This is a genomic window from Mesorhizobium sp. USDA 3734, from assembly GCF_056279665.1.
The window spans coordinates 3,378,366-3,404,005 of the sequence record NZ_JBWCCW010000001.1 but is presented as its reverse complement, the minus strand read 5'-3'; the positions used below and the strand labels follow the sequence as shown (position 1 = coordinate 3,404,005).

The following is a 25,640-nucleotide window of genomic DNA, read 5'->3' as shown; positions in this document are numbered from 1 at the left end:
GATTTCATCCCAGTTCCAGGGTCGTTACGCAGAACAGCCGCTGCAACCCGAGCTTGGGAGCCGGGCCTTTGTACATGCGGGTGGTGGTGAAGGTCGGCGCAAAGCCGTCCGCCTCGAGTGCAGCTATGAAACCGATGTTGTCGGCGGGGACGTCGATATGCAGGTCGCCGCCCCCGCAGGCACCAGCCAGTCCGTCCAGCAACTGCAGGGCGATTTCCAGGTCGTCGGCAAACAGCGGGCCGATCTTGAAGCCGGAGCGGCACGGCCGCGCCACGGCGTAGCCGGTGGTGCCGCGCGAACTGATCGCCGCCAGCCCGTGATGCGGTGCCTGCAGCCATCGCTGCAGGAAGGCCCGCCGCGGCGCCGGAAAACAAGATGAGTCATAGGCAATGATGTCGGGCACGAGCTGCGTCGTTATCATGCGCAACCCATCGGCCCTGACCGCCGGGCCTGCCTTGCGCCCACTGAAGCGGATGGTCTCGTAAGCCGGCCTGAAGCCCTTGCTCCGGTAATTGGCCTGCTGCTCGGCGACGCCGTCGAGGCCGATGGTGCGACCGGCAAGTCTCGTCATTCCAGCGTTCCACACCGCCTTGCCATAGCCTTTGCCGCGCATGTCCGGCCGGCAGATGTAGAGGCCTATGAAACCGAACTCGCTTCCATAGGCCACGGCCGAGATTGCGGCGACCATTTCGTTGCCGACAAAGGCGCCGATGAAGCCTTCGGGGTCCGCGGTCTGGAACATCGCCGCGTCTTCAAGGCCTGGGTTCCAGCCTTCTGCGGCCGCCCAGTCGACAAGAACAGCCAGCTCCTGCAGCGACAATGTGCGGATGGTCGGCTTCATGGCGCTCACTCCGCGGCAACGGCTCCAGGTGAGAAGGATTTCAGCACACCGCGATAGGGCTTGGCCAGCGGGCTCGCATAGGCGCCGCGCTTCGACGTCGACAGGCCGAGTGCGATCAGCGCTTCGGCCTGCTTGAGTGCGGCGCCGACGCCGTCGATGACCGGCAGTCCGAATTCCGCTCGCAGCCGGTGTGCAAGATCGGCCATGCCGGCGCAGCCGAGCACGATGGCCTCAGCGCGGTCCTCGTCGATGGCCCGGGCGATTTCGTCGCGCAGTTTGCCGACCGCGCCCGATGCAGGATCTTCGAGCGCAAGCACCGGAATGTCGGCGGCGCGCACACGGGCGCGTCCCGACATGCCGTAGCGCTGCACCAGTCCTTCGACAGGGACACGCGAGCGTTCTGTGGTGGTCACGACTGTGAAGCGCTGGGCGATGAAGGCAGCCATGGGTGAGCGCTGCCTCGCAGATGCCGATGATGGGGATATTGGCCATCGCGCGCGCGGCATCCAGACCGGTATCATCGAAACAGGCGATGATGGCAGCCTGCGCGCCGCGCCGTTCACCAGCGGCGATCTCCATCAAAAGGCCGGGCACGGCCAGCGCCTCGTCATAATAGCCTTCGATCGAGACCGGTCCCATGGACGAGGTGACGGCGATGACCTCCGTCCAGGCGCCGGCGACGCCGCGCGCCGCAGCACCTATGGTCTCGGTCATGCTGGCCGTCGTGTTGGGGTTCACTATCAATATCTGCACGATCAGGCCCGGACCCTGCGACGGCCGACATAGAGGATGGCGCCCAGCGTTGCCAGGATCACCAGGAACGAGAACACGGTCGTCACCGTGCCCAGCGCGTACAGCACCGGTGTCGTCACATTGGTGGTCATGCCGTAGATCTCGAGTGGCAGCGTGTTGAAGGTCCCTGAGGTCATTAGCGTGCGGGCAAACTCGTCGTAGGAGAGCGTGAAGCCGAACAGGCCGACGCCGATCAGGCTCGGCGCGATCATCGGCAGCACGACATGGGCGAAGGTCTGCCAGGAGGTGGCGCCGAGGTCACGTGCGGCTTCCTCATAGGCTGGCGAGAAGCGGTTGAAGACGGCGAACATGATCAGCACGCCGAAGGGCAGCGTCCAGGTCAGATGCGCGCCAAAGGCCGACGTGTACCAGGCCGGGCGGAAGCCGATCTGCTGGAAGACGACGCCGATGCCCAGTGAAATGATGATCGAGGGCACGACGAGGCTGGCCACCGCCAGGTAGAACAGCGCGGTGGCGCCGCGGAATTTCCGGCGGAAGGCGAGGCCGGCAAGCAGCGAGACAGCGACGGTAACGATCATCACCATGACGCCCAGCACCAGCGAGCGCTTGAAGCTGCCGCCGAAATCGCCGACCGCCTGGCGCTCGAACAGGTTGGCGAACCAGTGCAGCGACACGCCGTTGAGCGGGAAGGTGAGGCCGCCGGTTTCGCCCTGGAAGGACAGGATCAGGATCGCCGACAGCGGGCCGTAGAGGAACAGCACGAAGAGCGTGAAGAACACCGCCAGCACGTAGAATTCGAAGCTGCGCTTTTCGTGGTTCACGTCACAGCTCCTTGCGGATGTCGACGATGCGCAGGATGCCGGCGACCATCAAAAGCACCAGCACCAAAAGGACAACCGCGTTGGCGGCGGCGGCCGGATATTGCAGCAGCGACATCTGGTTCTTCATCATCAGCGCGACGGACGCGCTCTGCCCGCCCGACATCACTTGCACGGTGGAGAAGTCGGCCATGACCAGGGTGACGACGAAGATGGTGCCGATCGCCATGCCTGGTTTTGCCAGCGGAAGGATGACGTTCCACAGCACCTGCCAGCCGGAAGCGCCGGCGTCGCGCGCGGCCTCGACCAGCGAGCGGTCGATGCGCATCAGCGTGTTGAAGATCGGCGTCACCATGAACAGCGTGTAGAGATGCACCATGGCCAGCACCACCGCGAATTCCGAATAGAGCAACCATTCGATCGGCTTCGGCACCAGGCCCAGATGCACCAGCGTCGAGTTGATCAGCCCGTTGCGACCGAGCACCGGGATCCACGAGATCATGCGGATGATGTTGGAGGTCAGGAACGGCACCGTGCAGACCAGGAACAGCACCATCTGCATGGCCGTGGTGCGGATGTGGAAGGCGAGGAAATAGGCGACCCAGAAGCCGATGAACAAGGTCAGCGCCCAGACGATGGCCGCGAATTTCAGTGTGTTGAGATAGGTCTTCCAGGTGACCCAGGAGCCCAGCACGTCGGAATAGTTGGTGGTCAGGAAATCCGGATACATGGCGGCGAAGTCGTAGTCCCAAAAGGAGACGACGACGATCATGATGATGGGCAGGAGCAGGAACGCACCGAGGATAAGGGCCAGCGGTGCGGATTGCAGGTAGGGCGTGACGGCGCCGATGGAGAAGCGGCGGCGCCTGGTCGGTTTTGGCGGTCGCTATTGCGGGGCGTTCGAGCGCGACTGTCATCAATATTCTCGGATTTGGCGATGCGGCTTGAACTGCGTTCCCTTCTCCCGCAAGGGAGAAGGGAAGAAGGAGGCGCTGGCTTTGCCTTACGCCGCGATGAACTCGTTCCAGCGCTTCACCATGTAGCGGTCTTCGTCCATGACCGAGTTCCAGCAGGCGACATGGCCCATGCGCTCTTCGAACGAGCCGCCGTCACGCAAGGCACCGGCCTTTTCCATGACCGTGCCGTCGGGCGCCTTGATGTCGCCCTTGGCAGGCTTGCCTTCGATCCAGTAGCCCCATTCGTCCTCGGTCATGAACTTCTTGGCCGAGACCATGTTGGCCGAATAGTAGCCTTGGCGGTTGAGATAACCGCCGACCCAGCCCGACGTGTACCAGTTGATGTACTCATAGGCCGCATCGAGCTGCGCGCCCGAGAGATGTGCCGCAAGGCCGAGGCCGCCGCCCCATGAGCGGTAGCCTTCCTTGAGCGGCTGGAAGCGGCAGGCGATGCCCTTGGAACGGACGGCGGCGACGGCCGGTGACCACATCGACTGGATGACGACTTCGCCCGACGCCATCAGGTTGACGCTCTCGTCGAAGGACTTCCAGAAGGCGCGGAACTGGCCGTCCTGCTTGGCCTTGATCAGGAAGTCGATCGTCTTGTCGATCTCCTCCTTGGTCATGTTGCCCTTGTCGGCATATTTGATGTTGCCCATGGCTTCCATGATCATCGCCGCGTCCATGATGCCGATGGAGGGGATGTTGAGGATCGCGGTCTTGCCCTTGAAGGCCGGATCCATGATGTCGGCCCAGGTGGTGATGTCGCGGCCGACGAGGTCGGGGCGGATGCCCAGCGTGTCGGCGTTGTAGATGGTCGGCACCATGGTGAACCAGTTGGTCGGCGCCTTGGCGAAGACCTTCGAGTCCTGCGCCTCGACAAAGCCGACCGTGTGCGGCGCGGTGCCCTGGGCGATGACGCTGTCGGGCGTCAGCTTGCCGGTTTTGAACAGCGGCACCAGCTCGTCGTAATATTTCAGCTTGCTGACATCCATCGGCTGCAGCACGCCGCTCGGGAACACTTTCTTGCAGATCCAATATTCGATGTCGGCGATGTCGTAGCTGTCGGGCTGGGTGACGGCGCGCTGGGCGGCCGCATCTGAATCGGTCGCGGTCATTTCCAGCGTGATGCCAAGGTCGGCCTTGCACTTGTCGGCGATGGCGTTGAGGTTCGACACGCCGGTGCCGAACTGGCGCAGCGTGATGTTGGACTGGGCCCAGATGGTCGGAAAACCTGTTATGGCACCTGAGCCGGCGGCCAGGCCGACGGCAGCGGCACCCGTCTTGAGCAGCGAACGGCGCGAAATGCCGGTCTTGGTTTGCGCAGTGTTTGTCATGCCTATTCCCCTGTCTTGTTGTGCTTCGTTGACGTCATGAATGAAGGCGGCCGAGAACGATGGCGTCCTCGCAATCCCAGGCCAGCGGTACGGCGTCGCCAATGGCGACGGGTCTGGCGAAGAAGTCGGAATCGTCGACAATGACGGTGAAATCGTCGATGCCGGCGCCGGTGACGGAGAGCTTTACCGTGGCGCCGCGATATTCGATGTTGGAGACGATGCCGGTGAAGCCGAGGCCGGGCGAGGGCGGCTCGCCGATGCGCACATGGTCGGTGCGGATGGCGATGTCGATCGGCGCCCCCACTTCCTGTGGCTGGCCGCTGGCGGCAAGCGAGGCGCCGCCATTGATGTCGAAGACGACCATGCCGTTGCGCTCACCGGTGACCCGGCCGGAGATGACGTTGTGGTCGCCCATGAAACGCGCGACGAAGGCTGTCGCCGGCCGCTCGAACACATCGCGCGGCGGGGCCGCCTGTTCGATGCGGCCGTCATTCATCACCACGATCAGGTCGGCGAGCGCCATCGCCTCCTCCTGGCTGTGGGTGACGTGGACGAAGGTGATGCCAAGCGAGGTCTGCAGCTTCTTCAGCTCGGCGCGCATGCGGATCTTCAGGAACGGGTCGAGCGCCGACAGCGGTTCGTCGAGCAGCAGCGCCTCGGGATCGGTGATCAGCGCACGCGCCAGCGCGACGCGCTGCTGCTGGCCGCCGGAAAGCTGCGCGGGCCGGCGCGTGGCATAGGCCTCCATCTGCATCAGCTTCAGCATGTCCAGCGCCTTGGTACGGCGCTTTTCCTTGTCGACGCCCTTCATCTTCAGGCTGAAGGCAACATTGTCGATGAGGTCGAGATGCGGGAATAGCGCATAGGATTGGAACATCATCGCCGTGCCGCGCCTGGCCGGCGGCAGGTCCGTCACCACCACATTGCCGAGGCGGACATCGCCTGATGAAATGCTCTCGTGGCCGGCGATCATGCGCAGCGTCGATGTCTTGCCGCAGCCGGAAGGGCCGAGCAGGCAGCAATAGGTTCCCGCCGGGATCTTCAGGCTGATATCCTCGACGGCGGTCGTCGTTCCATAGACTTTCGAAACGGACACAATGTCGATTTCGGCGGCTTTGGACATCAGGCTTCCCCGTTTAGTCGCACTAACCAATGCATCATGCGTGCCAATCGCGAGATGACCGGCCAAGCGCTTGAATCGTCGGGAAAATCAGGATTTTTGGGCGACGCCTATCAGGTGAGCTGTTTTGTGCATTGCACAAATTATGGGCGATTGTCCGCGATATGCACATAAATCGTATGCAATCTTTTTTACCTTCGTGTCCACTTTGCCTCTCGTCCTGGCGTCGGGAGTCGCGTTAGAAGGGGACGGAAAGAATTGCCGCCATGAACATCGCCGACCAGATCTATTCCGCTACCGACAGCGCCACGCAGGACCGCGCGCAAGCGATCCGCGACCAGTTGCGCGACGCCATCGTCGACCGCCGGCTGGCTCCGGGCACCAAACTGTCGGAAGGCGAGGTCGGCACGCTGTTCGACGTCAGCCGCACGGTGGCGCGCGCGGCGTTGCAGATGCTGTCCTTTTGAGGGCCTTGTGCGCACCGAGCGCAACCGTGGCGCCTTCGTGGCCAACCCGTCGCCAGAGGAAGCGCGCCAGGTGTTCGCCTCGCGCAGGCTGATCGAGCCGGGCATTGCCATCGCCGCCTGCGGGCGCGTCACCGCCGCCGACATCGCTGCCTTCAAGGCGCAGCTCGACGAGGAGGGCCGCTTCATCGCTGAGCGCGGCCCGACCGCGCGGCGTTCCGAAATCAAGGCGTCGGGCGACTTCCACCTGCTGCTCGCCGCCGTTGCCGGCAACGCCATCCTGCAGCGCTTCATGGAGGAACTGGTGGCGCGCTCGTCATTGGTCATCGCCCTTTACGGGCGGTCTGGCATATCGGCCTGTGGGCACAGCGAGCACACGGAAATTGTCGGCGCACTGGGCAGCGGCGATTGCGGGCTGGCGAGCCGGTTGATGCTGCACCACATCGATCATATCGAGGCCGATCTCGATCTGCGTGTCAGGGCCGGTCCGGCGCTCCGGGAAGCCCTCAATTTCTGAGAGCTAGCTGTCGTCTTCGCCGGCAGTGGATGCCGCCTGTCCGACCGCCTTGCGGCGCAGCATCTTGGTCAGCTTCCATATCGTCGGGCTGTTCTTGATGAAGGCCTTGAGCCATGCACCTTGCCGAAGCATCAGCGCCAGCGCGCGGCCCTTAAGCGTCAATGGGATCAGCACCTCGAAATGCCGGGTTTCGAGATCGCACCACAGCCGCTTGTAAGGCTCGTCACCGACGGAGAAATCATAGACTTCGAAGCCGGTCTCGCAGGCTTCCTGGATGTTGTCGAAGAACAGGAAATCGCCGGGGCTGGTGTGGCCGAGATCGTCCTCGGCGATCGCGCCGAACTCGCAGATCAGCCGCTTGCCCGAGCGGCTCGACCCGGTGATGGCGCGCAGCTTGCCGGCAACCTCGAGTCCGTGCAGCACGAAGGGAGGCTTGTCCTCCCTAAGTGCTTGCGAAAACAGCGCGCGGAAGAAGCCGCGTACCTGCCCGTCGCCGAAGACGTTGGCGATGCCCATCTTGCGGAAGCGGAGTTCCTTCATCTCAAAAAAGGCGTCGAGCAGCCTGTCCACCTCGTCTGCGGTGCGAGCCTCGATGCGCCGATGGCTGCCGACGGCCTCGAATTTCCGGATCTGCGAACGGTGCTTCTTGCGCTTGCGTTTGCCGCTGGCGCGAGAAAGCAGCGCATCGAAGCCGCCGGCGAGGTCGACGGCCAGCGACAGATTGGGGCTGGCAAAATGGTCAAGCGAGGCGAGGGGATTGGCGATGCCATCGAGATCGGGCAGCAATCGCTCGAGCGCGACGAGATCGATGTCGCGACGTGCCTTGGCGATGGCCGCCAGCATTGCTCGGATGGCCGGGATATCCGCTCTTGCCAGCCAGTGCGGATGCGCGGCGACGAAGTTACCATTGGCGTGGCGGCCACCCATGAAGCGGGCGACGCGGAACGGACCGCTGGCGGTGACCTCCAGGGCCAGCGAAAAGACCGGCTTGCCTTCGGCGCTCAGCGTCGCGACAAGCAGATCCGGTTCGACCTCAGCCGCCCAGTTCAGGATCCAGGCGGCACTCTGTGGCGGCGCAAACAGGGCCGAGCGGCAGAACTCGGCATAGGCCGTGAGTCCGTCCTTGGATGCCACTGAAATCGACAGGCCGGCATGGTCCCGTGGCAAGGCGCGCGACGACGCCTCGGTCGCCGCAAGCCGATTGCCGTCAAATGACGCTGCAGCGTCAACCATACCTCAATCCTTAGGGCGTATTGATCGCGATTTGGGGGTTCGCGTAGGCGCATTCCGTGCTTGGATCAGCCTAGGCGCAAAAGGTGAATGAATGATCGACGGCGGGGAGACAATCCGGAAACTGGCGCTGAACGTCGCCCGCTATACCGGTCTCGCACCGCTGGCCAAACCGTTCATCGGCGGCATTGGCGCCATCTTGATGCTGCACCGCGTTACCGCGACGCCGGAAAAGCCGGACAGCGTCAACCGGCATCTCAACATCGCGCCCGGGTTCCTCGATGCCATGATCGCCGACATGAAGGCGCATGGTTATGCCTTTGTCTCCATGGACGAAGCCGTTGAACGCATCAAGGCAGGCGGCAAGGGCGGCGAGTTTGCCACCATCACCGCCGACGACGCTTATCGCGACAACATGACCGAGGCGCTGCCGGTGCTGGCGAAGCACGGCGCGCCGATCACCATCTATGTCGCGCCGGGGCTGATCAACGGCACGGCCGACCTGTGGTGGGATGTGGTCGAGGATATCGTCAAAGCTCGCGATAGCCTCACTCTGACGCGACCGAATGGTCCCCTAACGATCGATTGCTCGACACCTGCGAAGAAACTGCAGGCCAATGCACGCCTGCACGCCTATCTCACCTCCGAAGTCCGCGAAGAGGATCTGCAGGCGGTGTTGCGCGATCTGGCTCGCACAAATGGCGTCGACGCCGACGGCCCGCGCCTGCGGACATTGATGAACTGGGACGAAATCCGCCGTATCGCCGCGCATCCGCTGGTGACGATCGGCGCCCATACGATCAACCACAGCAATCTGAAGCGGCTTTCCGAGGCCGATGCCCGGCACGAGATCGGCGCCGTGCGCGCCATCTTGCAGGCCGAACTGGGCGAAAAGTCCAGCCATTTCGCCTACCCGTATGGCTATGCAAGTGCTGTCGGCTGCCGCGAAGTCGGCTTTGTCCGCGACGCCGGCTACACCTCTGCCGTGACCACGCGCCACGGTGTGCTGCGCGCCGAGCATGCCGGGTTCCTGCATGCCTTGCCGCGCATTTCAGTCAATGGCCGCTACCAGAGCCTCGCCCACATCCGCACCATGCTGTCGGGCGTGACGACGCCGCTCGCCAATGCCGGCAAGATGGTCGTTACCATCTGACGGTGGCAGGTTTCGCTCAGCGCTTGGCCCTCGGCTCCAGCATCAGCCATTTGATGATGCCCATCGCCGGCAGCACCCAGAGCAGGCCGCTGAGCAGGAAGAACAGGAAATGCACCCACGGGCCCGATTCCGACAGCCGGGCCACCGCGAAGATCGATGCGACCAGCGCATAGATGATGACCAGCGCCACCAGCAGAAACATTCCGATCAGCTTTTTCAGGCGCAGGGGCATGGTTGGTCTCCTGGTAGAGCATGCCGGCAATTCGCACAGACGGCCTGGCAGGCTCAAGGGTGTTGGCTTCGCATAGGCCTTGGCGCGAGGCTGTGCAACCGGTGAGGCGCGGCGCGACGGCGTGCCGCGCCGCATGGCCTTGCCAGCGCGGGTGCGATGGTCCACCAATCCGCCAAACCAACCTGCCGGGACAAGATCATGGCTGCCATATCAGCTGCCGCGCCATACGTCGCCCGCGACCGCGACCTGCATAACCGGGCGCTGCTGCGCGGCTGGCTCTATGTGGTGCTTCTGGTGCTGTTTGCGCTGGTGCTGGTCGGCGGCGCCACCAGGCTCACCGATTCCGGCCTGTCGATCACGGAGTGGAAGCCGCTCCACGGCGTGATCCCGCCGCTCAACGACGTCGAGTGGCAGGAGGAATTCCAGCTCTATCAGCAGATCCCGCAATATGCCGAGCTTAACAAGGGCATGACCATCGAGGCCTTCAAGTCGATCTTCTGGTGGGAATGGGCGCACCGCATCCTGGCGCGCAGCGTCGGCCTGGTCTTTGCCTTGCCGCTGCTGTTTTTCTGGGCGACGCGCCGCATCGAGCGCGGCCTGGGTCCGAAACTCGTGGGCATTCTCCTGCTCGGCGGCCTGCAAGGCGCCATTGGCTGGTGGATGGTGGCCTCCGGCCTGGTCGACCGGGTCTCCGTCAGCCAGTACCGGCTGGCGACCCACCTGACGCTCGCCGCGCTGATCTTCACCGCGACCATGGTGGTCGCGCGTGGGCTGGCGCCGCATTCCGAGCCCGCCGCCGATCGGTCGACGCAGAGGCTGGCCGGCTTCATCGTGCTTCTGGCGCTGGTCCAGATCTATCTCGGCGGCCTGGTTGCCGGGCTCGACGCGGGCCTGAGCTACAACACCTGGCCATTGATGGATGGCAAGATCATCCCGGGCGATCTGCTGATCCTCGAGCCGGCATGGCGTAACTTCTTCGAGAATCCGAAGACGGTGCAGTTCATCCATCGGCTCGGTGCCTACATGGTGTTCATCATGGCCTTGTGGCACATGATCGCCACGCGCCGGCGGCTGCCGGGCTCAACGCATGCGCGGCGCGCGACGTTGCTGTTTCTGCTGGTGCTGGTGCAGGCCTCGATCGGCATCGGCACGCTGCTGATGCATGTGCCGCTGCATATGGCGCTGACCCATCAGGGATTTGCGCTCATCGTGCTGGGCTTTGCAACAGCCCATTGGCGCGGCACCAAGGGCGCCTATCCCTTGCCGCACGATATCGCGCTCAGGAACTGATCCCGAGCCGATCGGCCAGTCACATCCAGAATTCGTTTGAAGATGTCGTCTTCTCGCCGTCGAATTCCGCCTGGCGCAACGCCGCGGCGGATTGTGCGGACTGGCCCTGATCGGCTTTGGCTGCCTTGTCGGCGGCCTTGAGCGCATCAAGCTTGGCCTGGGCCACGGCGATATCCTGCTGTACCTGGGCGGCCTTGACCTGATCCGTGATCGCCTTGGCCTGGTCTTTCAGGTCCTGGATCTGCTTTTCGAGCGCGGCCTCCTGGGCTGCATTGCTCGACGAACTGGACGAGGAATACTGGGTTGCCTGCGAGGAACCCGAAATCGCGCTGACCATGACAAATCCCGAAGTGGAGCCGAAGATCAGTTAGTAGCCTATCGTGGTGAAGAAGCGGTTACCGCGCCGTTGCCTGTGCGATCAGAAGCTTGCCTGCACCGCCCGGATCACCTCGGCGATCGACAATTCGCGGTTCTCCTCGACGGCATTGTCGTCTTCATGATGCCAGGATGCCGACAGGCACCCATAGGCGATGGCATGATCGAGGATGGCTGGCGGTGTCTGGCCAAGCGTCTTGGCAAAGACTTCCGCCATATGCGCGATCCGTTCCGGATCGAGGCAGAGCTCATCGCGGTCGAGCGGGTTGTAGAACATGTTCGCGGCGTCGAAGCCGGGATCGCCGAGAACGCCCTTGGGATCGATGGCCAGCCAGCCGCGCGGCCCGTGCAGGATGTTTTCGTGATGCAGGTCGCCATGCAGGGGCCTGATATCGTGCGGATTGGCCAGCAACCGATCGGCGATGACGGCGGCCTCGACATAGAGGCTGTCATGGCCGGCGTCTCGGTCGGTATTGGCCTTCTTGAACAGGCTTGAAAAACGCTCCCTCAGCGGCTGAAGCTCGGGCGGGAAGGGGTCTTTCCCAGGCGAAAACAGTTTTGCCATCACGTCGGCCACAATTGCGGTCGCCGCTAAGTCGCCCTGTTCGTCAAGAACCTGCTGCAGAAGGGTTTCACCGGCATATTCGAGCAGCATGTTGTGGCCGTCGCGGCCGAGCAGGCGCACCGCGCCTTCGCCACGCCGCCAGGCAAGGAAATGCTCGCCGCGCAACTCGTCGGCGACATCATCGAAAGGCTTGAGTGCCTTGACGATCGCTGGAGAGCCGTCTTCGCGCAAAACCTTCCAGATGCGGCTCGAAAAGGTCTCGGCAATGAGTTCGGGCGCGCTGACCTTCCAGCGCGGTGGAAAGGCTGGCGCGTCCATCAGAGGCCGAGCATCAGGTCCATGTTCTGGACAGCGGCACCCGAGGCGCCCTTGCCGAGATTGTCATAGACCGCCAGCAGCAGGGCCTGCGCCCGTTTGTCGTTGGCGAAGACGTAGACCTTCATCCGGTTGGTGCCGTTGTAGATCTCCGGATCGATCTCCGGCATGCGCTCTGAATGCGCATAGGGCGCCACCTCGACCACGCCGCCCTTGATCGCGGCGAAATGGTCGGCAATTGCCGCATGCAGCTCCGCACCCGTCGGCACATGGTCGAGGCCGCCAAGCTGCAGCGGCACCACCGTGATCATGCCCTGCGCGAAATTGCCGACCGCCGGCTGCATGATCGGATCATGCGACAGCCTGGCATAGGCCCTCAGTTCCGGCACGTGCTTGTGCTGCAGAGTGAGGCCGTAGGGCAGGAATTCCGAGGCGTCCTCGCCCTTGGCGACATAGTCCTCGATCATCGGCCGTCCGCCGCCCGAATAGCCCGAAATGCCGTTGACGGTGATCGGGAAATCGGCAGGCAACAAGCCTGATGTGACCAGCGGCCGCAGCGTTGCGATCGGTCCCTGCGGCCAGCAGCCGGGGTTGGCGACGCGTTTTGCCGAGGCAATTGTCTTCGCCTGCCTCTTGTCCATCTCGGCGAAACCATAGGCCCAGCCTTCCGCCACGCGATGCGCGGTCGACGCATCGATGACCTTGGTGGTGTCGTTGGCGATCAGCGAGACGCTTTCCTTCGCCGCATCGTCGGGCAGGCACAGGATAGCGACATCGGCGGCATTGAGGAACTCGGCGCGCGCAGCCGTTTCCTTGCGGCGCTCGGCGGGAACCGAGATGATTTCCAGGTCGCCGCGCTCGGCCAGCAACGCCCGGATCTGCAGGCCGGTGGTGCCGTGTTCGCCGTCGATGAAGATTTTCGGTTTCATGGATTGATCAAATTCCCTGATATTCTAGGACTATATGCCGTTGCCGTGATTCACTGCGGCACCGTTGTGATGGCCGTTGTTCAGCTCTTCAAGCCGTGCCTTTCGCTCCGCCAGCAGGCCGAGATACTGCATGGCCACCATCGAGCCGGCGATCGCCGTTATATCGGCGTGATCATAGGCCGGCGCAACCTCTACGACATCGGCGCCGACAATATCGATCTGGTTGAGTTGGCGCAGCGTCGACAGTATCTTCGCCGAGGACGGTCCGCCGGCAACCGGCGTGCCGGTTCCCGGCGCATAGGCCGGATCGAGGCAGTCGATGTCGAAGGTGAGATAGGTCTTCTTGCCGCCGGTGCGGTCGACGATGGCGTAGGCGATATCGGACGCCCGCATCTCCTCGATTTCATGGCCGTAGAGGATCTTGATGCCGAACGTGTCGGGGGCATGGGTGCGGATGCCGATCTGGATCGAACGGTCGGGATCGATGATGCCTTCCTTGACGGCGCGGCCGACGAAGGATCCGTGGTCGATGCGCTTGCCGTCGTCCGGCCAGGTATCCTGATGCGCATCGAACTGCACCAGGGCAAGCGGTCCATGGATGGCGGCATGCGCCTTGAGCAGCGGCCAGGTGACGAAATGGTCGCCGCCGAGCGTCAGCAGGAAGGCACCGGATTTGAGGATCTTGGCCGCTTCGCGCTCGATCGTTCCGGGCGTCTTCTGGTGGTTGCCCGAGTCGAGCAGGCAATCGCCATAGTCGACGACCGCCAGATGTTCGAACAGATCACGCGAGAACGGATATTGCGGGTCGTTGTCGAGGATCGCCGAGGCGCGGCGTATAGCCTGCGGCCCGAATCGAGCGCCGGGCCGGTTGGTGACGGCGGCATCGAAGGGAATACCCCACACCACCGCATCCGCGCCCTTCACGTCCTTGGTGTATTTGCGCCGCATGAACGACAGCGCGCCGGAATAGGTCGGCTCGAACGCGGCGCCCGTTTTGGAACGGGCGGTGAAGGCGTTGTCGATGTTGTTGTTCGCCATTACGGATCCTCGTTTTTCGTCGGGGTGCAACAACTACAGAACCGGCACGGAAGATGCCAGTCACAGCTTGGCGAGACGGGATGGCGCTGCGCGAGTGCCACGGCAAGACAGGATTTGTATCATCATGACGCAGGTCGCGTTTCTCAATCCTCCCCGAGCGGCGGTGTCGACCCACACCGGTACGATCGCCGGTGAACGCTTCCTGGTCCTCGATTCGTGGCGCGGCATCTGCGCGCTTCTGGTGGCGCTGTTTCACTTCCCGACCGGTTCGACGGTTTCGCAAAGCGCCTTCATCGGTTCGTCCTACCTTTTCGTCGATTTCTTCTTCGTTCTGTCCGGCTTCGTCATTGCCAGCAGCTACGGCGATCGGCTCAATCAGCCGGAACAGGTCGCTCGTTTCGCCCTGGTCCGTTTCGGCCGCATCTACCCGCTGCATCTGCTCATGCTTGCCGCCTTTGCCGGCTTCGAGCTGCTGCGGCTGATGTTGCCGCAACTGCACGGCACCGGGGCTGCTCCCTTCACCGGCGGCTTCGACCCTAGGAGTCTGCTTGCCAATCTTCTCCTGCTGCAGGGTGTCGGCTTCGAGGATCAATTGACCTGGAATGCGCCAAGCTGGAGCATTTCGGCCGAGTTCTTCGCCTATCTCCTGTTCGCTGGCGTGGTCTTCGTCGCTGGCGCACGCGCCTGGATATGGTTCGTTGCGGCCGCCGTCACCGCGCCGCTGTTCCTGCTCGGCTTCTCGACCCATCATATGGATGTGTCCTTCGATTTCGGCTTCATCCGCTGCCTGTACGGCTTCTCGCTCGGCGCCTTGCTGGCCTGGTTTCAGCATGATTCCATTGCAGGGGCACGACAGGCCCTCGCCAGGAGCGGCCCGCGGATGGACTGGACCCTCGCCGAGATCGTCATGGTGGCCGTCATCGTGCTTTTCGTTTCGCTGGCCGGCGGCAATGATTTCGGCATCGCGGCACCCCTGGTGTTCGCGCTGGCGCTGTTTCTGTTCGCCCATGAGGGCGGCTGGATCAGCGCCTTGCTCAAGATGCCGTTCATGCTGACGCTCGGCGCGCTGTCCTACTCGATCTACATGGTCCACATCTTCGTCCAGGCGCGGCTGATCAACGTTGCGGGGCTCGTCGAGCGCAAGCTCGGTCTCGGTCTGATCGGCGACTTCATGTTGCGCGGCCAGCCTGCCACCGGCTTCGGTGCCGGCTGGACGGGATCGGTAGCGATCGTCGTCATGCTCGCCGCCACCATCGCCGCCTCCTGGATCACGTGGCGCCTCATTGAGATGCCGGCCATGGCGTGGTTCCGCCGGCTCTCGAAACGCATCTGACGCGAGCATTTTGCGAAAGCTGCTAGCCGGCTTCGTTCACCCAGATGTCACGGGCATCGCCTATCCGGGTTTCGATCCGGCAAGGAGCGATTCTCGATGCGGACCATCTGGCTGAGCCTTCTGCTTTCCACGGCCCTGGCGGCTGCCTCTGGCCAAGCCTTGGCCGGCGAAAGCCGCGCCAGACAGATCCTCGACCGCTTCGAGCATGCTAACCAATGGCGCGACCACGTGATGGTGGCCGCGCATCGCGCCGGCAGCATGCAGGCCGGCAAGACGCTCTATGCGGAAAATTCGATTGCTGCTGTCGAAGGCTCGGTCGCCATGGGCGCCGAAATCATCGAGGTCGACATAAGGCGCTCGAAGGACGGCGAGTTCGTCGTCATGCATGACAGTTGGCTCGACCGCACCACGACCTGCAAGGGCGAGGTGGTCAAATACACGCTGGCCGAACTGAAGACCTGCAGCCTGGTGGTCGAAGGCACCGGTGCGGTGACAGGTGAAAAGGTCTCGACGCTGCGCGAGATGCTGATGGCGACCAGGGACAGGATCCTCATCAACCTCGACAACAAACTCGACGTCGGCGATCTCCCAGGCATGATCGCGGTTGCCCGCGATCTCGGCATGGCCGAGCAGGTCATCGTCAAGGAGAACCTGTGGAACTCTACCCGGATTTCCACGGTGAAGGCCGCCATGGATGTCATCGGCGGCGGCTTCCAGTTCATGCCGATCATCGCCGATGACGCGGTCCATGATGCCGGTTTCGCCGAGACCGTCGACCACGCGTTCTCGCCGCGGGCGATCGAGTTGATCAACTGGCGGGCAGGCGCCGAGAAATTGACCGAGACCGGCGGACCGTTGTTCAGCACGCGCATGCGAGCGGCTGCGGTGCGGGGCGACTGGCACATCTGGGCCGACACCTATGCCATCGTCAACAAGCCGGGCGGCTTCCTTGCTGGCGGCCGCGGCGACGAACTGGCGGTGCAGGCCAGCCTGCCACGCGAAAGCTGGGGTTTCTGGGCCGATCGCGGCGCCACCATCATTCAGACCGACGAGCCGAAGGCGGCCATCGACTGGCTGGCGGCGAATGGTTTTCGCGTGCCATATGCCGACGAGACGCGGCCGACTGAGCCTGCCAACACGGCAAGCATCAACTAAGCGGCCGCTGCAGCAGCCAATCTCCCCCACGAGGGGGGAGATTGGCTAATCTCAAGCGGCCATCGCCACGCCCTCTAGTTCCCTGAGCACATCGTCCGAAAGCGCGAGTTCGGCAGAGGCGAGGTTCTCCCGCAGATGCCCGACCGACGATGTGCCGGGGATCAGCAGGATATTGGGCGCGCGGCGCAGCAGCCAGGCGAGCGCGACCTGCATAGGGGTGGCGCCGAGTCGCGCTGCGACGTCCAACAGGGTGGAGGATTGCAGCGGATTGAAGCCGCCGAGCGGGAAGAACGGCACATAGGCGATGCCGTCGCGGGCAAGGTCGTCGATCAGGGCGTCGTCGCCGCGATGCGCCAGATTGTACTGGTTCTGCACGCAGACGATCTCGGTGATCCGGCGCCCTTCAGCGATCTGCACCGGTGTCACATTGCTCAGCCCGATGTGCCTGATCAGACCCTGTTGTTGAAGTCCGGCCAGCACGGCGAGCGGCGCTTCGATCGACCCTTCGGCGGGACCATGGGTATCGAACATGATGCGCAAATTGACCACATCGAGCACTTCGAGGCCGAGATTGTTCAGATTGTCATGCACCGCCTGGGTCAGCGCTTGGGGAGAAAAGGCCGGCAACCACGATCCATCCGTGCCGCGGCGGGCGCCGATCTTGGTGACGATGACCAGATCGTCCTTGTAGGGCGCCAGCGCCTCGCGGATCAGCCTGTTGGTGACGTGCGGACCGTAGAAGTCGCTGGTGTCGATGTGGTCGATCCCCTGCGCAACGGCCTCGCGCAGCACGGCCAAGGCCGCGTCATGGTCTTTGGGTGGCCCGAACACGCCGGGTCCGGCGAGCTGCATGGCACCGTAGCCGAGCCGCTTCACGGTGTGGCTGCCAAGGGTGAAGGTGCCGGCCTGTTGAATATTGGACATGATTGATCTCCTTTGAGGAGACAGAGATAGGCGCTGCTCAACCTCGTGATAATCAGGTACAATCCACACAGGCTGTGCGGAATTACGAACAATGATGGACCTCAGTGATCTGAACGCTTTCGTGGCGGTGGCGCGCGCCGGCGGCTTCCGCGACGGCGCGCGTGCGAGCGGCGGCAGCGCCTCCGGCTTGAGCGAGGCAGTGCGTCGCCTGGAAGTGCAGCTCGGTGTCAGGCTGTTCAACCGCACGACGCGCAGCGTCGTCCCGACCGAGGCGGGCCTCAGCCTGCTGGAACGGCTCGGCCCGGCGCTGTCGGAGGTGGAGGCGGCGCTGGACGTGGTGAACGGCTTTCGCGACAGGCCGGCGGGCTCGTTGCGTCTCAATGTGCCGGTCAGCGCCGCGCGATTGATATTGCCCGATATCGTCCCGGGGTTCCTCGCCGCCTATCCCGGTATCCGGCTGGAGGTGATCGCCGACGAGAACTTTGTCGACGTGCTGGCAGCCGGCTGCGACGCCGGCATCCGCTATGACGAGCGGCTGGAACAGGACATGATCGCGGTGCCGATCGGGCCGCGCGTTCAGCATTTCGCCACCGCCGCCAGCCCAGCCTATCTCGAACGCCATGGGCGCCCGGAACACCCGAGCGACCTGCTTGGCCACTCTTGCGTGCGTGGACGCTTTGCCAGCGGTGCGATGCTGCCTTGGGAATTCGAGCGCGACGGCGAGGTGGTGCGGGTCGATCCGACGGGGCCGCTGATCGTGCGGATCGGTGGGGCAACCGATCTTGCCGTCGACGCGGCTATCGCCGGCACCGGCATCATCGGCCTCTTCGAGGGCTGGCTTCGCCCTTACTTCGACAGCGGCGCGCTTGAGCCCATTCTCGAACCGTGGTGGCCGAGTTTTCCCGGGCCGTTTCTCTATTATCCCGGCCGGCGCCTGGTGCCAGCCCCGCTGCGGGCGTTTATTGATTTCATCAAGGCCGGCAGGTCCTGAGGTCTGCCGCCAGGCATTGCCACCCCGGAGCCGTCACCCCACAAGCAAAAAAGGCCGCCCGGAGGCGGCCTTTTCGATTGTCTGAAGTTTCGGAACGCTTAGCGCTTCGAGAACTGGAACGAACGACGGGCCTTCGCCTTGCCGTACTTCTTGCGCTCGACGACGCGGCTGTCGCGGGTCAGGAAGCCGCCCTTCTTGAGCACGGCGCGCAGCGTCGGCTCGTAGTAGGTCAGCGCCTTGGAGATGCCGTGACGCACGGCGCCCGCCTGGCCGGAGAGACCGCCGCCGACAACGGTCGCGACGATGTCGTACTGGCCGGCGCGGTTGGAGGCGATGATCGGCTGGTTGAGGATCATCTGCAGGACCGGACGCGCGAAATAGGTCGCGAATTCCTTGTCGTTGACGATGATCTTGCCGGAACCCGGCTTCACCCAGACGCGCGCAATGGCGTTCTTGCGCTTGCCGGTGGCATAGGCGCGGCCCGACTTGTCGAGCTTCTGGACGTGGACGGGGGCTGCCGGCTGCGTGTTGGTGTTGCCGGTGGCGGCGCCCAGTTCTGCGAGCGAGGAAAGCTCAGCCATCTTATGCGACCTTCTTGTTCTTGGCGTTCAGCTTGGCCACGTCGAGCACGACTGGCTGCTGGGCGACATGCGGATGCTCGGCGCCTGCATAGACGCGCAGGTTCTTCATCTGGCGACGGCCGAGCGGGCCACGCGGGACCATGCGCTCAACGGCCTTCTCGACGACACGCTCGGGGAAACGACCCTCGAGCAGCTGGCGCGCGGTGCGCTCCTTGATGCCGCCTGGGTGGCCGGTGTGCCAGTAATAGACCTTGTCGGTGAATTTCTTGCCGGTGAACACCACCTTGTCGGCATTGATGACGATGACGTTGTCGCCGTCGTCGACATGCGGGGTGAAGGTCGGCTTGTGCTTGCCGCGAAGATGATTGGCGATGACAGTGGCGAGACGGCCGACGACGAGACCCTCGGCGTCGATCAGGATCCACTTCTTCACCACATCCGCAGGCTTCTGCGAAAAGGTTGTCATGTTTTCTGCTCTCGGTTGTGACCTTCATAAGGGAAGGCGTTTCTTGTTGCTTGGATTGGCGAAAAGCGCTTGCCCGCAGCCAATAACAAAACGGCGGCCTTTGCGGGCCGCTGCTTTGTGAGGGGCTTATAGGCGAGGGCGGTTGTGGCGTCAAGACACGCGAAAAGGCTGATAGTAGGTAAAGTTCATTGAAAACAATGCCTTAGATAAACGGTATTATTTTACCGCACCGATCCGCGACCGCTTGCCTGGGGCAGCCTCAGTGCTTCGCCTCGATTTCTCTGCGTGCGGCGCTCGAAAGGAACGCTGATCGCGTAATTCCGCGCTCGCGGGCGGCGGCGTCGATCGCCCGCAAAACACCTCGCTCGAAAGTGACGTTCGCCCTGACGACGGCACTGTCATTGTCGATGAGCGGCACGGAGACCAGATAGCCACCTTCGGCAAGTGCGTTGCGTATGTCGGGGAGGGTGACAATTGCTTCGTGGCTGGACGGTTCGGGAACGGGCATGTCCTCTGCCCACAATTGCAAGGCCTCAACGGCATTGGGCACGATATCTTCCGCCGCGTCCGCAGCCGAAAAGCAGCCGGGAATGTCCGGAAAGCGGATACCAAACGCGCTGTCGGAATCTTTGTCGACCAAGGCGAAATAGTTCTTCATTACGGCCTCCAGGCACGTCAGCCTACCTGATCCAACCAGCTTGCTTGGCGATCGCGCGAGCGGTGCCGGTTGGTAGATCTTTCTCGGGATGCGGAACAATCAACACGATCTCGCCCTTCCGGAATTTGTGGTGCGAGCCGCGTACGGAAATCAGCTCGAACCCATCCTCCTTGAGACGCTTTACGATCTTACGGCTGTCACGTTCGAGCAAAAGTCACCTGTGCGCATATATATACACATCGAGCGAAAATTCAATCGTCAGGATCGTTTCGGCGGGATCGAATAGGTGCCGGTGGCGTGCGCCACCGTGTGTCCGTCCGGGCCGGCGACGATGTCGATGTCGAACACCATCAGGCTCCTCCCCAGCTTCAGGATGCGGCAATGGCCGTCGATCGGTCCAGCCTCGGCCTTGCGGACGAAGTTGATGTCGAGGTTGACGGTGACGGAAAGCGCATCCGGCCCGGCATGGCTGAGCACGCAGACGTATCCGCCGATGTCGGCCAGCGTGAACAGCGACGGGCCGGATACGGTACCGCCGGGACGCAGATGCCGTTCACCGGCATTGAGCCGCACGGTGCAGCCGCCAGGGAACACGTCGATCGCCTCGAAATATTTGAACTGCTCATTAAGCTGCGGATAGACGGTTTCCATCAGCGCATTGACTTGTTGGGCGGTCAGCACCGGCTTCAAATTGGTCTGGGCGGGCATGTGGGTCTCTCGTTTTATGCGTAGCTGTATGGGCGCAGCGCGGCATTTCTGGCAACCTTCGTCCCCTGGCGCAAGCGATGGGGTGTTGGACGGAACCCGATCCGGTATTAGATACTCTGGCAGCCCCGAGCGGAATCGCGGAGACCTTATCCATGGCCGAAATCCTTGCCATCAAGCCTGCCGCCATTGAAGGTCCGGTTGTCGCACAACTGGACAAGGGCGTGCTGCGCCTCACGCTCGCCAATCCGCCCGCCAACGCCCTGTCGCTGGCGGTTATGGCGGCGCTGACGGCGGAACTCGAGGGCGCCAAGACCAACAAGGCCGTTCGCGTCATCGTTTTGTCGGCGGCCGGCAAGGTGTTCTGCGCCGGCCACGACCTCAAGGAAATGACAGCGCGCCGTGCTGACGACGATCGTGGCAAGGCCTTTTTTGCAGAGACGTTCGCGGCTTGTGCGACGCTGATGCCGGCGATCGTGCGTCATCCCTTGCCTATCATCGCCGAGGTCGACGGCCTGGCCACCGCCGCCGGGCTGCAACTGGTCGCCAGCTGCGATCTGGCGATCGCCTCGCACGAGGCGACCTTCTGCACGCCGGGCGTCAACATCGGCCTGTTCTGTTCGACGCCGATGGTGGCGCTGTCGCGCAACGTCTCGCGCAAGCATGCGATGGAGATGCTGTTGACCGGCGAGACGATCGATGCGGCAACCGCCAAGGAGTTCGGCCTGGTCAACCGCGTCGTGCCGCGCGAATACCTGAATCAGATCGTCACCAAATACGCGCAAACCATTGCTTCCAAATCATCTTTGGTGATCAAGACCGGCAAGGAGGCCTTTTACGCACAGGCCGAAATGAGCCTGGCGGACGCCTATGCCTATACCGGCAACATCATGGTTGAAAACATGCTGGCGCGTGACGCCGAGGAAGGCATCGGCGCCTTCATCGGCAAGCGCAAGCCGGAATGGATGGACGAGTAATCGTGGAACCACGCATCTCCATCATAACGATCGCCACCGACGATCTCGACCGCGCCGTGCGCTTCTATAAGGCGATGGGCCTGACACGTCATGCCGGCATAACCGACGGTGTCGCCTTCTTCCAGATGGGCGGCGTCATTCTCGGCCTGTTTCCGCGCCCCAGCGCCGAGGAGGATTCCGGCATTGCTTTCGCTGGGGCGCCGTCGGCTGTCTACCTCGCCTACAACACCCGCTCCGACGCCGAGGTCGACGAGCTGCTCGCCATGGCGGAAAAGGCCGGCGGCCGCATCGTCAAGCCGGCCGGCCGTGCCTTCTGGGGCGGCTGGTACGGCTATTTCGCCGATGCGGACGGGCATGTCTGGGAAGTGGCGCACAATCCGGCCTTTCCGATCGCGGAAGACGGCACGATTTCGCTACCTGGCTGATGGCCCATCGCAAGCAGCTGACGCGGCTCAAGGCCCCCTATCTCAAGCGCATCCTGCTTGATCCGGCGCGGGTCGAGGATTGGGAAAAATATCCCTGGAACCTGCCGCTGTTTCGCGGCCACGAGTTCGAACTCGAGTTCACCACGCCGATCACCATCATTGTCGGCGAGAACGGCACCGGCAAATCGACGCTGCTCGAGGCCATCGGCGCACTGGCCGGCTACGACGAAGCCGGCGGCGGCAAGGGCTACCGGCCGGTCGACCATTCCAGCGCCATCGACAAAAGTGGCGCCGCATTGGCAAACACATTCCGTGGCCACTGGTTGCCAAAAGTCACCGCCGGCTGGTTCTTTCGCGCCGAATCCTTCTACTCCGTGGCTCGCTATCTCGATCAGGCGGCGCTGGAAGACCCCTTCAGGCCGCCACCGCCGGACTTCCTGTCCTGGTCGCATGGCGAGGGATTTATTCGCTTTTTCGAGGAGCGCTGCCGCAGGCAAGGCATCTACATCCTCGACGAACCCGAGAGCGCACTGTCTCCGTCGCGCCAGATCGAACTGCTCAAGATGCTGCGCCGCATGGACCAGTCGGGCACCGCGCAGGTGATCATGGCGACGCATTCGCCGCTGCTGATGGCTTGTCCCGGAGCGCGGCTGTTCCGGATCAGCCGCTTCGGACTCGATCCCACCGATTTCAGCGATACCGATCATTTTCGCATGATGCGCGACTTCTGCACCGATCCGCAGGCCTTTATCGAGGAAGCGCTGCGGGAGGATGACGCGTGAGCGCCGCCACCGATGATCTCAACTGGCGTATCGAGCAGGCGTGCCGCGAAGGCTGGCCCGCGGCGACCGAGACGGTGGTTGATGGCTGGCTTCTGCGGCGATCGGGCGGACGCATCCGGCGCACCAATTCGGCCAATCCCTTGCGCGGCAAGCGTGGCGCGCCTGATGCAGTCATTGACGCCGCCGAGTCCTTCTACATCGGCCATGGCCAGACGCCCTTGTTTCGGGTTCCCGACATCGCTCGCGAGCTCGAAGCCGTACTCGACCATCGCGGCTACCAGCCGGAAGGCGGAACGATCCATCTCCATGCCGGGATCGGCGATCTGGCTGAAGTCCGCGACGAGCAGATCACTGTTTTGAAGGTGCCGGACGAGGACTGGCTCGCGGCTCGGTTCCGCATGGGGGCCTTTGACGACGCCGAGCGCCGCATCTTTCGGTATATGACCGGGCTGATTGTCGGTGACCGGGCGTTTGTCTCCTGCAAACGAGACAGCGAAATTGCCGCCTTGGCCTATGGTGTCATCCGCAACGGCCTGCTTGTGGTGGAATCAGTTGAAACGGACGGCCGTTTCAGGCAGCAAGGCCTGGGCCGCAAGACCGTCGGCCGCCTCATCGACTGGGCGCGGCGGGCAGGGGCGTCGGCGGCATGCTTGCAGGTGGTGGCCGACAACACGCCGGCTCGCGCACTCTACGCCTCGCTTGGGTTCAGCCGTGAACTTTACCGATACCACTACCGCAGGAAGCCGCATGAACCACGATAGCTACGACAACACCTACATCGCCGGCATCCTCAATTCGGTGAAGACCATCGCCATGGTCGGCGCATCCGCCAACGATGTGCGACCGAGCTATTTCGTGCTGAAATATCTGCTGGCCAAGGGGTTTTCGGTGTTCCCAATCAACCCCGGCCAGGCCGGCAAGGAAATTCTTGGCCGGATGACCTATTCCAGGTTGGCCGATATTCCGGAGCCGATCGACATGGTCGACATTTTTCGTGCGCCGGCGGCAGTACCCGGCATCGTCGACGAGGCGTTGCGGCTCGATCCCTTGCCGAAAGTGATCTGGATGCAGCTTGGCGTGCGCCATGACGAGGCCGCCGCGCGCGCCGAGGCTGCCGGCATCAAGGTGGTGATGAACCGCTGCCCCAAGATCGAATACGGCAAGCTGTCCGGTGAGATCGGCTGGACCGGCGTCAACTCCGGTGTGCTGTCGTCGAAGAAGCCGCTGATGCGGTCGGGATTCCAGAGTTTCGGCGTCCGCCAGAAATAGGCGAGGGGCAAAAGCGCAAAATTATTCCGGCAAACGCCGTATTTTCCTACTGCTTGATAGAAGGTCCTGCACGGAAGGGTATTTTCTTCTTTGCATTCGAGGCCGGGCTTCGCCAAGAATGCCCGGCGAATTTCAGAAGGTTTTTCAGGGAGGTTTTCAGTGACCCGCACGCCAGGTTTCAACACGCTCGCCGTCCATGCCGGCGCCAAGCCCGATCCGGCGACCGGCGCACGCGCCACGCCGATCTACCAGACGACCTCCTTCGTCTTCGACGATGCCGACCATGCCGCCTCGCTGTTCGGGCTGAAGGCTTTCGGCAACATCTACACCCGCATCATGAACCCGACGCAGGCGGTGCTGGAAGAGCGCATGGCGGCCCTCGAAGGCGGCACGGCGGCCCTTGCGGTCGCCTCCGGCCACGCCGCGCAGGTGATCGTGTTCCACAATCTGATGCAGCCGGGTGACAATTTCGTCGCCGCCAACAAGCTCTATGGCGGTTCGATCAACCAGTTCGGCCACGCCTTCAAGAATTATGGCTGGGAGGTGCGCTGGGCCGACACCAACGACATTTCGACCTTCGAAAGCCAGATCGACGACAGGACCAAGGCGATCTTCATCGAGAGCCTCGCCAATCCCGGCGGCACCTTCGTCGACATCGAGAAGATCGGCGACATCGCACGCAGGCACGGCCTGCCGCTGATCGTCGACAACACGCTGGCCTCGCCCTACCTGATCAGGCCGATCGAGCATGGCGCCGACATCGTCGTCCATTCGCTGACCAAGTTCATCGGCGGCCATGGCAATTCGATCGGCGGCGCCATCGTCGATGGCGGCACCTTCGACTGGTCGAAATCGGGCAAATATCCGATGCTGTCGGAACCGCGCCCCGAATATGGCGGCCTCGTCCTGCACGAAACCTTCGGCAATTTCGCTTTTGCCATTGCCGCGCGCGTGCTCGGCCTGCGCGATCTCGGCCCGGCGATCTCGCCGTTCAACGCCTTCCTCATCCTGACCGGCCTGGAAACCTTGCCGCTGCGCATGCAGCGCCACTGCGACAACGCGGTCACGGTTGCCGCCTGGCTGTCCAATCACCCCAAGGTCGCGTCGGTGAATTATCCTGGCCTGCCCAGCGACAAGAACAATGCGCTGCAGAAGAAGTACTCGCCGCTTGGCGCCGGCGCCGTGTTCACCTTCGCTCTCAAGGGCGGCTATGACGCCGGCGTGAAATTCGTCGAGGCGCTCGAGCTGTTCTCGCACCTCGCCAATGTCGGCGACACCAAGTCGCTGGTCATCCACCCGGCCTCGACCACGCACCGCCAGCTTTCCGACGAGCAGAAGATCAAGGCCGGTGCAGGACCGGACACGGTGCGGCTGTCGATCGGCATCGAGGACGTCAACGACATCGTCGCCGACCTCGAACAGGCGCTCGCCAAGGTCTGAC

The 25,640-nt window shown here is 63.1% G+C and carries 28 protein-coding genes and 2 pseudogenes; 12 read left to right on the top strand and 18 right to left on the bottom strand.

Annotated elements, in window-relative coordinates:
* Positions 1–4: 4 nt before the first annotated feature.
* From ACZ89F_RS16690 to ACZ89F_RS16665, 6 genes and pseudogenes are all read right to left on the bottom strand, one after another.
* Positions 5–841, bottom strand: a complete 837-nt coding sequence (locus ACZ89F_RS16690; RefSeq protein ID WP_476093024.1) for a GNAT family N-acetyltransferase — start codon at positions 839–841, stop codon at positions 5–7.
* Between the two features lie 5 nt (positions 842–846).
* Positions 847–1,594: pseudogene (locus tag ACZ89F_RS16685) on the bottom strand (aspartate/glutamate racemase family protein).
* Positions 1,595–1,596: 2 nt separating this feature from the next.
* A complete protein-coding gene (locus tag ACZ89F_RS16680; RefSeq protein WP_476093023.1) occupies positions 1,597–2,415 on the bottom strand; it encodes an ABC transporter permease in 819 nt (272 codons plus the stop codon).
* A gap of 1 nt (position 2,416) precedes the next feature.
* Positions 2,417–3,262, bottom strand: coding sequence for an ABC transporter permease (locus tag ACZ89F_RS16675; RefSeq protein WP_476097296.1), 846 nt, complete (start codon positions 3,260–3,262; stop codon positions 2,417–2,419).
* 153 nt (positions 3,263–3,415) lie between these two features.
* Positions 3,416–4,705, bottom strand: coding sequence for an ABC transporter substrate-binding protein (locus ACZ89F_RS16670; RefSeq protein WP_476093022.1), 1,290 nt, complete (start codon positions 4,703–4,705; stop codon positions 3,416–3,418).
* Between the two features lie 34 nt (positions 4,706–4,739).
* Positions 4,740–5,828: an ABC transporter ATP-binding protein gene (locus ACZ89F_RS16665; RefSeq protein WP_476093021.1), complete on the bottom strand. Its 1,089-nt coding sequence runs from the start codon at positions 5,826–5,828 to the stop codon at positions 4,740–4,742.
* Between the two features lie 263 nt (positions 5,829–6,091).
* Between ACZ89F_RS16665 and ACZ89F_RS16660 the strand changes: the two are divergent.
* Positions 6,092–6,806 (top strand): annotated as a pseudogene (locus tag ACZ89F_RS16660) (GntR family transcriptional regulator).
* A gap of 3 nt (positions 6,807–6,809) precedes the next feature.
* Here the strand turns inward: ACZ89F_RS16660 and ACZ89F_RS16655 are convergent.
* Positions 6,810–8,039 (bottom strand): GNAT family N-acetyltransferase, encoded by a 1,230-nt coding sequence (locus tag ACZ89F_RS16655; RefSeq protein WP_476093020.1) that lies wholly within the window; start codon positions 8,037–8,039, stop codon positions 6,810–6,812.
* Between the two features lie 91 nt (positions 8,040–8,130).
* Here ACZ89F_RS16655 and ACZ89F_RS16650 point away from each other — a divergent pair, with 91 nt between their 5' ends.
* Positions 8,131–9,189, top strand: coding sequence for a polysaccharide deacetylase family protein (locus tag ACZ89F_RS16650; RefSeq protein ID WP_476093019.1), 1,059 nt, complete (start codon positions 8,131–8,133; stop codon positions 9,187–9,189).
* Between the two features lie 16 nt (positions 9,190–9,205).
* Here the strand turns inward: ACZ89F_RS16650 and ACZ89F_RS16645 are convergent, their stop codons facing one another.
* On the bottom strand, positions 9,206–9,421 hold the full coding sequence (locus ACZ89F_RS16645; RefSeq protein WP_013532215.1) for a DUF2842 domain-containing protein: 216 nt from the start codon (positions 9,419–9,421) through the stop codon (positions 9,206–9,208).
* Between the two features lie 198 nt (positions 9,422–9,619).
* On the opposite strand from ACZ89F_RS16645, the gene ACZ89F_RS16640 reads away from it, so the two are divergent.
* On the top strand, positions 9,620–10,711 hold the full coding sequence (locus ACZ89F_RS16640; RefSeq protein WP_476093018.1) for a COX15/CtaA family protein: 1,092 nt from the start codon (positions 9,620–9,622) through the stop codon (positions 10,709–10,711).
* 19 nt (positions 10,712–10,730) lie between these two features.
* Here the strand turns inward: ACZ89F_RS16640 and ACZ89F_RS16635 are convergent, their stop codons facing one another.
* The 4 genes from ACZ89F_RS16635 to speB form a co-directional block, all read right to left on the bottom strand.
* Positions 10,731–11,048 (bottom strand): hypothetical protein, encoded by a 318-nt coding sequence (locus ACZ89F_RS16635; protein WP_476093017.1) that lies wholly within the window; start codon positions 11,046–11,048, stop codon positions 10,731–10,733.
* A gap of 81 nt (positions 11,049–11,129) precedes the next feature.
* Entirely contained in the window at positions 11,130–11,969 is an 840-nt protein-coding gene (locus ACZ89F_RS16630) for an aminoglycoside phosphotransferase family protein (protein WP_476093016.1), read from the bottom strand.
* Complete coding sequence (gene argC / locus ACZ89F_RS16625) at positions 11,969–12,895, bottom strand: N-acetyl-gamma-glutamyl-phosphate reductase (RefSeq protein ID WP_476093015.1); 927 nt, start codon at positions 12,893–12,895, stop codon at positions 11,969–11,971. Before argC ends, ACZ89F_RS16630 begins: the two co-directional genes overlap by 1 nt.
* 30 nt (positions 12,896–12,925) lie before the next feature.
* Positions 12,926–13,933, bottom strand: a complete 1,008-nt coding sequence (gene speB / locus ACZ89F_RS16620) for an agmatinase (RefSeq protein WP_109669467.1) — start codon at positions 13,931–13,933, stop codon at positions 12,926–12,928.
* A 124-nt stretch (positions 13,934–14,057) separates the two neighbouring features.
* On the opposite strand from speB, the gene ACZ89F_RS16615 reads away from it, so the two are divergent.
* A complete protein-coding gene (locus ACZ89F_RS16615; RefSeq protein ID WP_476093014.1) occupies positions 14,058–15,266 on the top strand; it encodes an acyltransferase family protein in 1,209 nt (402 codons plus the stop codon).
* A 96-nt stretch (positions 15,267–15,362) separates the two neighbouring features.
* Positions 15,363–16,421, top strand: coding sequence for a glycerophosphodiester phosphodiesterase family protein (locus tag ACZ89F_RS16610; protein ID WP_476093013.1), 1,059 nt, complete (start codon positions 15,363–15,365; stop codon positions 16,419–16,421).
* 51 nt (positions 16,422–16,472) lie between these two features.
* On the opposite strand, the gene ACZ89F_RS16605 is transcribed toward ACZ89F_RS16610, so the two are convergent.
* The gene (locus tag ACZ89F_RS16605; RefSeq protein ID WP_476093012.1) at positions 16,473–17,345 is read right to left on the bottom strand and encodes an aldo/keto reductase family oxidoreductase; all 873 of its coding nucleotides are present in this window, start codon (positions 17,343–17,345) and stop codon (positions 16,473–16,475) included.
* 91 nt (positions 17,346–17,436) lie between these two features.
* Between ACZ89F_RS16605 and ACZ89F_RS16600 the strand changes: the two genes are divergently transcribed.
* Positions 17,437–18,336: a LysR family transcriptional regulator gene (locus ACZ89F_RS16600; protein ID WP_476093011.1), complete on the top strand. Its 900-nt coding sequence runs from the start codon at positions 17,437–17,439 to the stop codon at positions 18,334–18,336.
* A 98-nt stretch (positions 18,337–18,434) separates the two neighbouring features.
* Here the strand turns inward: ACZ89F_RS16600 and rpsI are convergent, their stop codons facing one another.
* The 5 genes from rpsI to ACZ89F_RS16575 form a co-directional block, all read right to left on the bottom strand.
* Positions 18,435–18,917 carry a 30S ribosomal protein S9 gene (gene rpsI / locus ACZ89F_RS16595; protein ID WP_023810272.1) on the bottom strand — a complete coding sequence of 161 codons (483 nt, stop codon included), beginning with the start codon at positions 18,915–18,917 and terminating at the stop codon, positions 18,435–18,437.
* Position 18,918: 1 nt separating this feature from the next.
* Complete coding sequence (gene rplM / locus ACZ89F_RS16590) at positions 18,919–19,383, bottom strand: 50S ribosomal protein L13 (RefSeq protein ID WP_013532205.1); 465 nt, start codon at positions 19,381–19,383, stop codon at positions 18,919–18,921.
* Positions 19,384–19,642: 259 nt separating this feature from the next.
* Positions 19,643–20,041 (bottom strand): type II toxin-antitoxin system HicB family antitoxin, encoded by a 399-nt coding sequence (locus ACZ89F_RS16585; protein ID WP_476093010.1) that lies wholly within the window; start codon positions 20,039–20,041, stop codon positions 19,643–19,645.
* A gap of 22 nt (positions 20,042–20,063) precedes the next feature.
* Positions 20,064–20,252, bottom strand: coding sequence for a type II toxin-antitoxin system HicA family toxin (locus ACZ89F_RS16580; protein WP_476093009.1), 189 nt, complete (start codon positions 20,250–20,252; stop codon positions 20,064–20,066).
* Positions 20,253–20,299: 47 nt separating this feature from the next.
* Positions 20,300–20,749, bottom strand: a complete 450-nt coding sequence (locus ACZ89F_RS16575; protein WP_476093008.1) for a PaaI family thioesterase — start codon at positions 20,747–20,749, stop codon at positions 20,300–20,302.
* Between the two features lie 152 nt (positions 20,750–20,901).
* Here ACZ89F_RS16575 and ACZ89F_RS16570 point away from each other — a divergent pair, with 152 nt between their 5' ends.
* From ACZ89F_RS16570 to ACZ89F_RS16545, 6 genes are all read left to right on the top strand, one after another.
* Positions 20,902–21,723 (top strand): enoyl-CoA hydratase, encoded by an 822-nt coding sequence (locus ACZ89F_RS16570; RefSeq protein WP_476093007.1) that lies wholly within the window; start codon positions 20,902–20,904, stop codon positions 21,721–21,723.
* A gap of 2 nt (positions 21,724–21,725) precedes the next feature.
* The gene (locus ACZ89F_RS16565) at positions 21,726–22,148 is read left to right on the top strand and encodes a VOC family protein (RefSeq protein WP_476093006.1); all 423 of its coding nucleotides are present in this window, start codon (positions 21,726–21,728) and stop codon (positions 22,146–22,148) included.
* Positions 22,148–22,930 carry an AAA family ATPase gene (locus tag ACZ89F_RS16560; RefSeq protein ID WP_476093005.1) on the top strand — a complete coding sequence of 261 codons (783 nt, stop codon included), beginning with the start codon at positions 22,148–22,150 and terminating at the stop codon, positions 22,928–22,930. The genes ACZ89F_RS16565 and ACZ89F_RS16560 overlap by 1 nt, the downstream gene beginning before the upstream one ends.
* Complete coding sequence (locus ACZ89F_RS16555; RefSeq protein ID WP_476093004.1) at positions 22,927–23,691, top strand: GNAT family N-acetyltransferase; 765 nt, start codon at positions 22,927–22,929, stop codon at positions 23,689–23,691. The genes ACZ89F_RS16560 and ACZ89F_RS16555 overlap by 4 nt, the downstream gene beginning before the upstream one ends.
* Entirely contained in the window at positions 23,678–24,199 is a 522-nt protein-coding gene (locus ACZ89F_RS16550; protein ID WP_476093003.1) for a CoA-binding protein, read from the top strand. Before ACZ89F_RS16555 ends, ACZ89F_RS16550 begins: the two co-directional genes overlap by 14 nt.
* Positions 24,200–24,358: 159 nt before the next feature.
* The gene (locus ACZ89F_RS16545) at positions 24,359–25,639 is read left to right on the top strand and encodes an O-acetylhomoserine aminocarboxypropyltransferase (RefSeq protein ID WP_476093002.1); all 1,281 of its coding nucleotides are present in this window, start codon (positions 24,359–24,361) and stop codon (positions 25,637–25,639) included.
* The last annotated feature ends 1 nt before the right edge of the window (position 25,640 follow it).

Excerpts from the sequence above, each read along its gene's own strand:
- ACZ89F_RS16690 (WP_476093024.1), bottom strand. The coding sequence starts at position 841 with ATGAAGCCGACCATCCGCACATTGTCGCTGCAGGAGCTGGCTGTTCTT.
- ACZ89F_RS16670 (WP_476093022.1), bottom strand. The coding sequence starts at position 4,705 with ATGACAAACACTGCGCAAACCAAGACCGGCATTTCGCGCCGTTCGCTG.
- ACZ89F_RS16665 (WP_476093021.1), bottom strand. The coding sequence starts at position 5,828 with ATGTCCAAAGCCGCCGAAATCGACATTGTGTCCGTTTCGAAAGTCTAT.
- ACZ89F_RS16655 (WP_476093020.1), bottom strand. The coding sequence starts at position 8,039 with ATGGTTGACGCTGCAGCGTCATTTGACGGCAATCGGCTTGCGGCGACC.
- ACZ89F_RS16650 (WP_476093019.1), top strand. The coding sequence starts at position 8,131 with ATGATCGACGGCGGGGAGACAATCCGGAAACTGGCGCTGAACGTCGCC.
- ACZ89F_RS16645 (WP_013532215.1), bottom strand. The coding sequence starts at position 9,421 with ATGCCCCTGCGCCTGAAAAAGCTGATCGGAATGTTTCTGCTGGTGGCG.
- ACZ89F_RS16640 (WP_476093018.1), top strand. The coding sequence starts at position 9,620 with ATGGCTGCCATATCAGCTGCCGCGCCATACGTCGCCCGCGACCGCGAC.
- ACZ89F_RS16635 (WP_476093017.1), bottom strand. The coding sequence starts at position 11,048 with ATGGTCAGCGCGATTTCGGGTTCCTCGCAGGCAACCCAGTATTCCTCG.
- ACZ89F_RS16630 (WP_476093016.1), bottom strand. The coding sequence starts at position 11,969 with ATGGACGCGCCAGCCTTTCCACCGCGCTGGAAGGTCAGCGCGCCCGAA.
- argC (WP_476093015.1), bottom strand. The coding sequence starts at position 12,895 with ATGAAACCGAAAATCTTCATCGACGGCGAACACGGCACCACCGGCCTG.
- speB (WP_109669467.1), bottom strand. The coding sequence starts at position 13,933 with ATGGCGAACAACAACATCGACAACGCCTTCACCGCCCGTTCCAAAACG.
- ACZ89F_RS16615 (WP_476093014.1), top strand. The coding sequence starts at position 14,058 with ATGACGCAGGTCGCGTTTCTCAATCCTCCCCGAGCGGCGGTGTCGACC.
- ACZ89F_RS16610 (WP_476093013.1), top strand. The coding sequence starts at position 15,363 with ATGCGGACCATCTGGCTGAGCCTTCTGCTTTCCACGGCCCTGGCGGCT.
- ACZ89F_RS16605 (WP_476093012.1), bottom strand. The coding sequence starts at position 17,345 with ATGTCCAATATTCAACAGGCCGGCACCTTCACCCTTGGCAGCCACACC.
- ACZ89F_RS16600 (WP_476093011.1), top strand. The coding sequence starts at position 17,437 with ATGATGGACCTCAGTGATCTGAACGCTTTCGTGGCGGTGGCGCGCGCC.
- rpsI (WP_023810272.1), bottom strand. The coding sequence starts at position 18,917 with ATGGCTGAGCTTTCCTCGCTCGCAGAACTGGGCGCCGCCACCGGCAAC.
- rplM (WP_013532205.1), bottom strand. The coding sequence starts at position 19,383 with ATGACAACCTTTTCGCAGAAGCCTGCGGATGTGGTGAAGAAGTGGATC.
- ACZ89F_RS16585 (WP_476093010.1), bottom strand. The coding sequence starts at position 20,041 with ATGAAGAACTATTTCGCCTTGGTCGACAAAGATTCCGACAGCGCGTTT.
- ACZ89F_RS16575 (WP_476093008.1), bottom strand. The coding sequence starts at position 20,749 with ATGCCCGCCCAGACCAATTTGAAGCCGGTGCTGACCGCCCAACAAGTC.
- ACZ89F_RS16570 (WP_476093007.1), top strand. The coding sequence starts at position 20,902 with ATGGCCGAAATCCTTGCCATCAAGCCTGCCGCCATTGAAGGTCCGGTT.
- ACZ89F_RS16560 (WP_476093005.1), top strand. The coding sequence starts at position 22,148 with ATGGCCCATCGCAAGCAGCTGACGCGGCTCAAGGCCCCCTATCTCAAG.
- ACZ89F_RS16550 (WP_476093003.1), top strand. The coding sequence starts at position 23,678 with ATGAACCACGATAGCTACGACAACACCTACATCGCCGGCATCCTCAAT.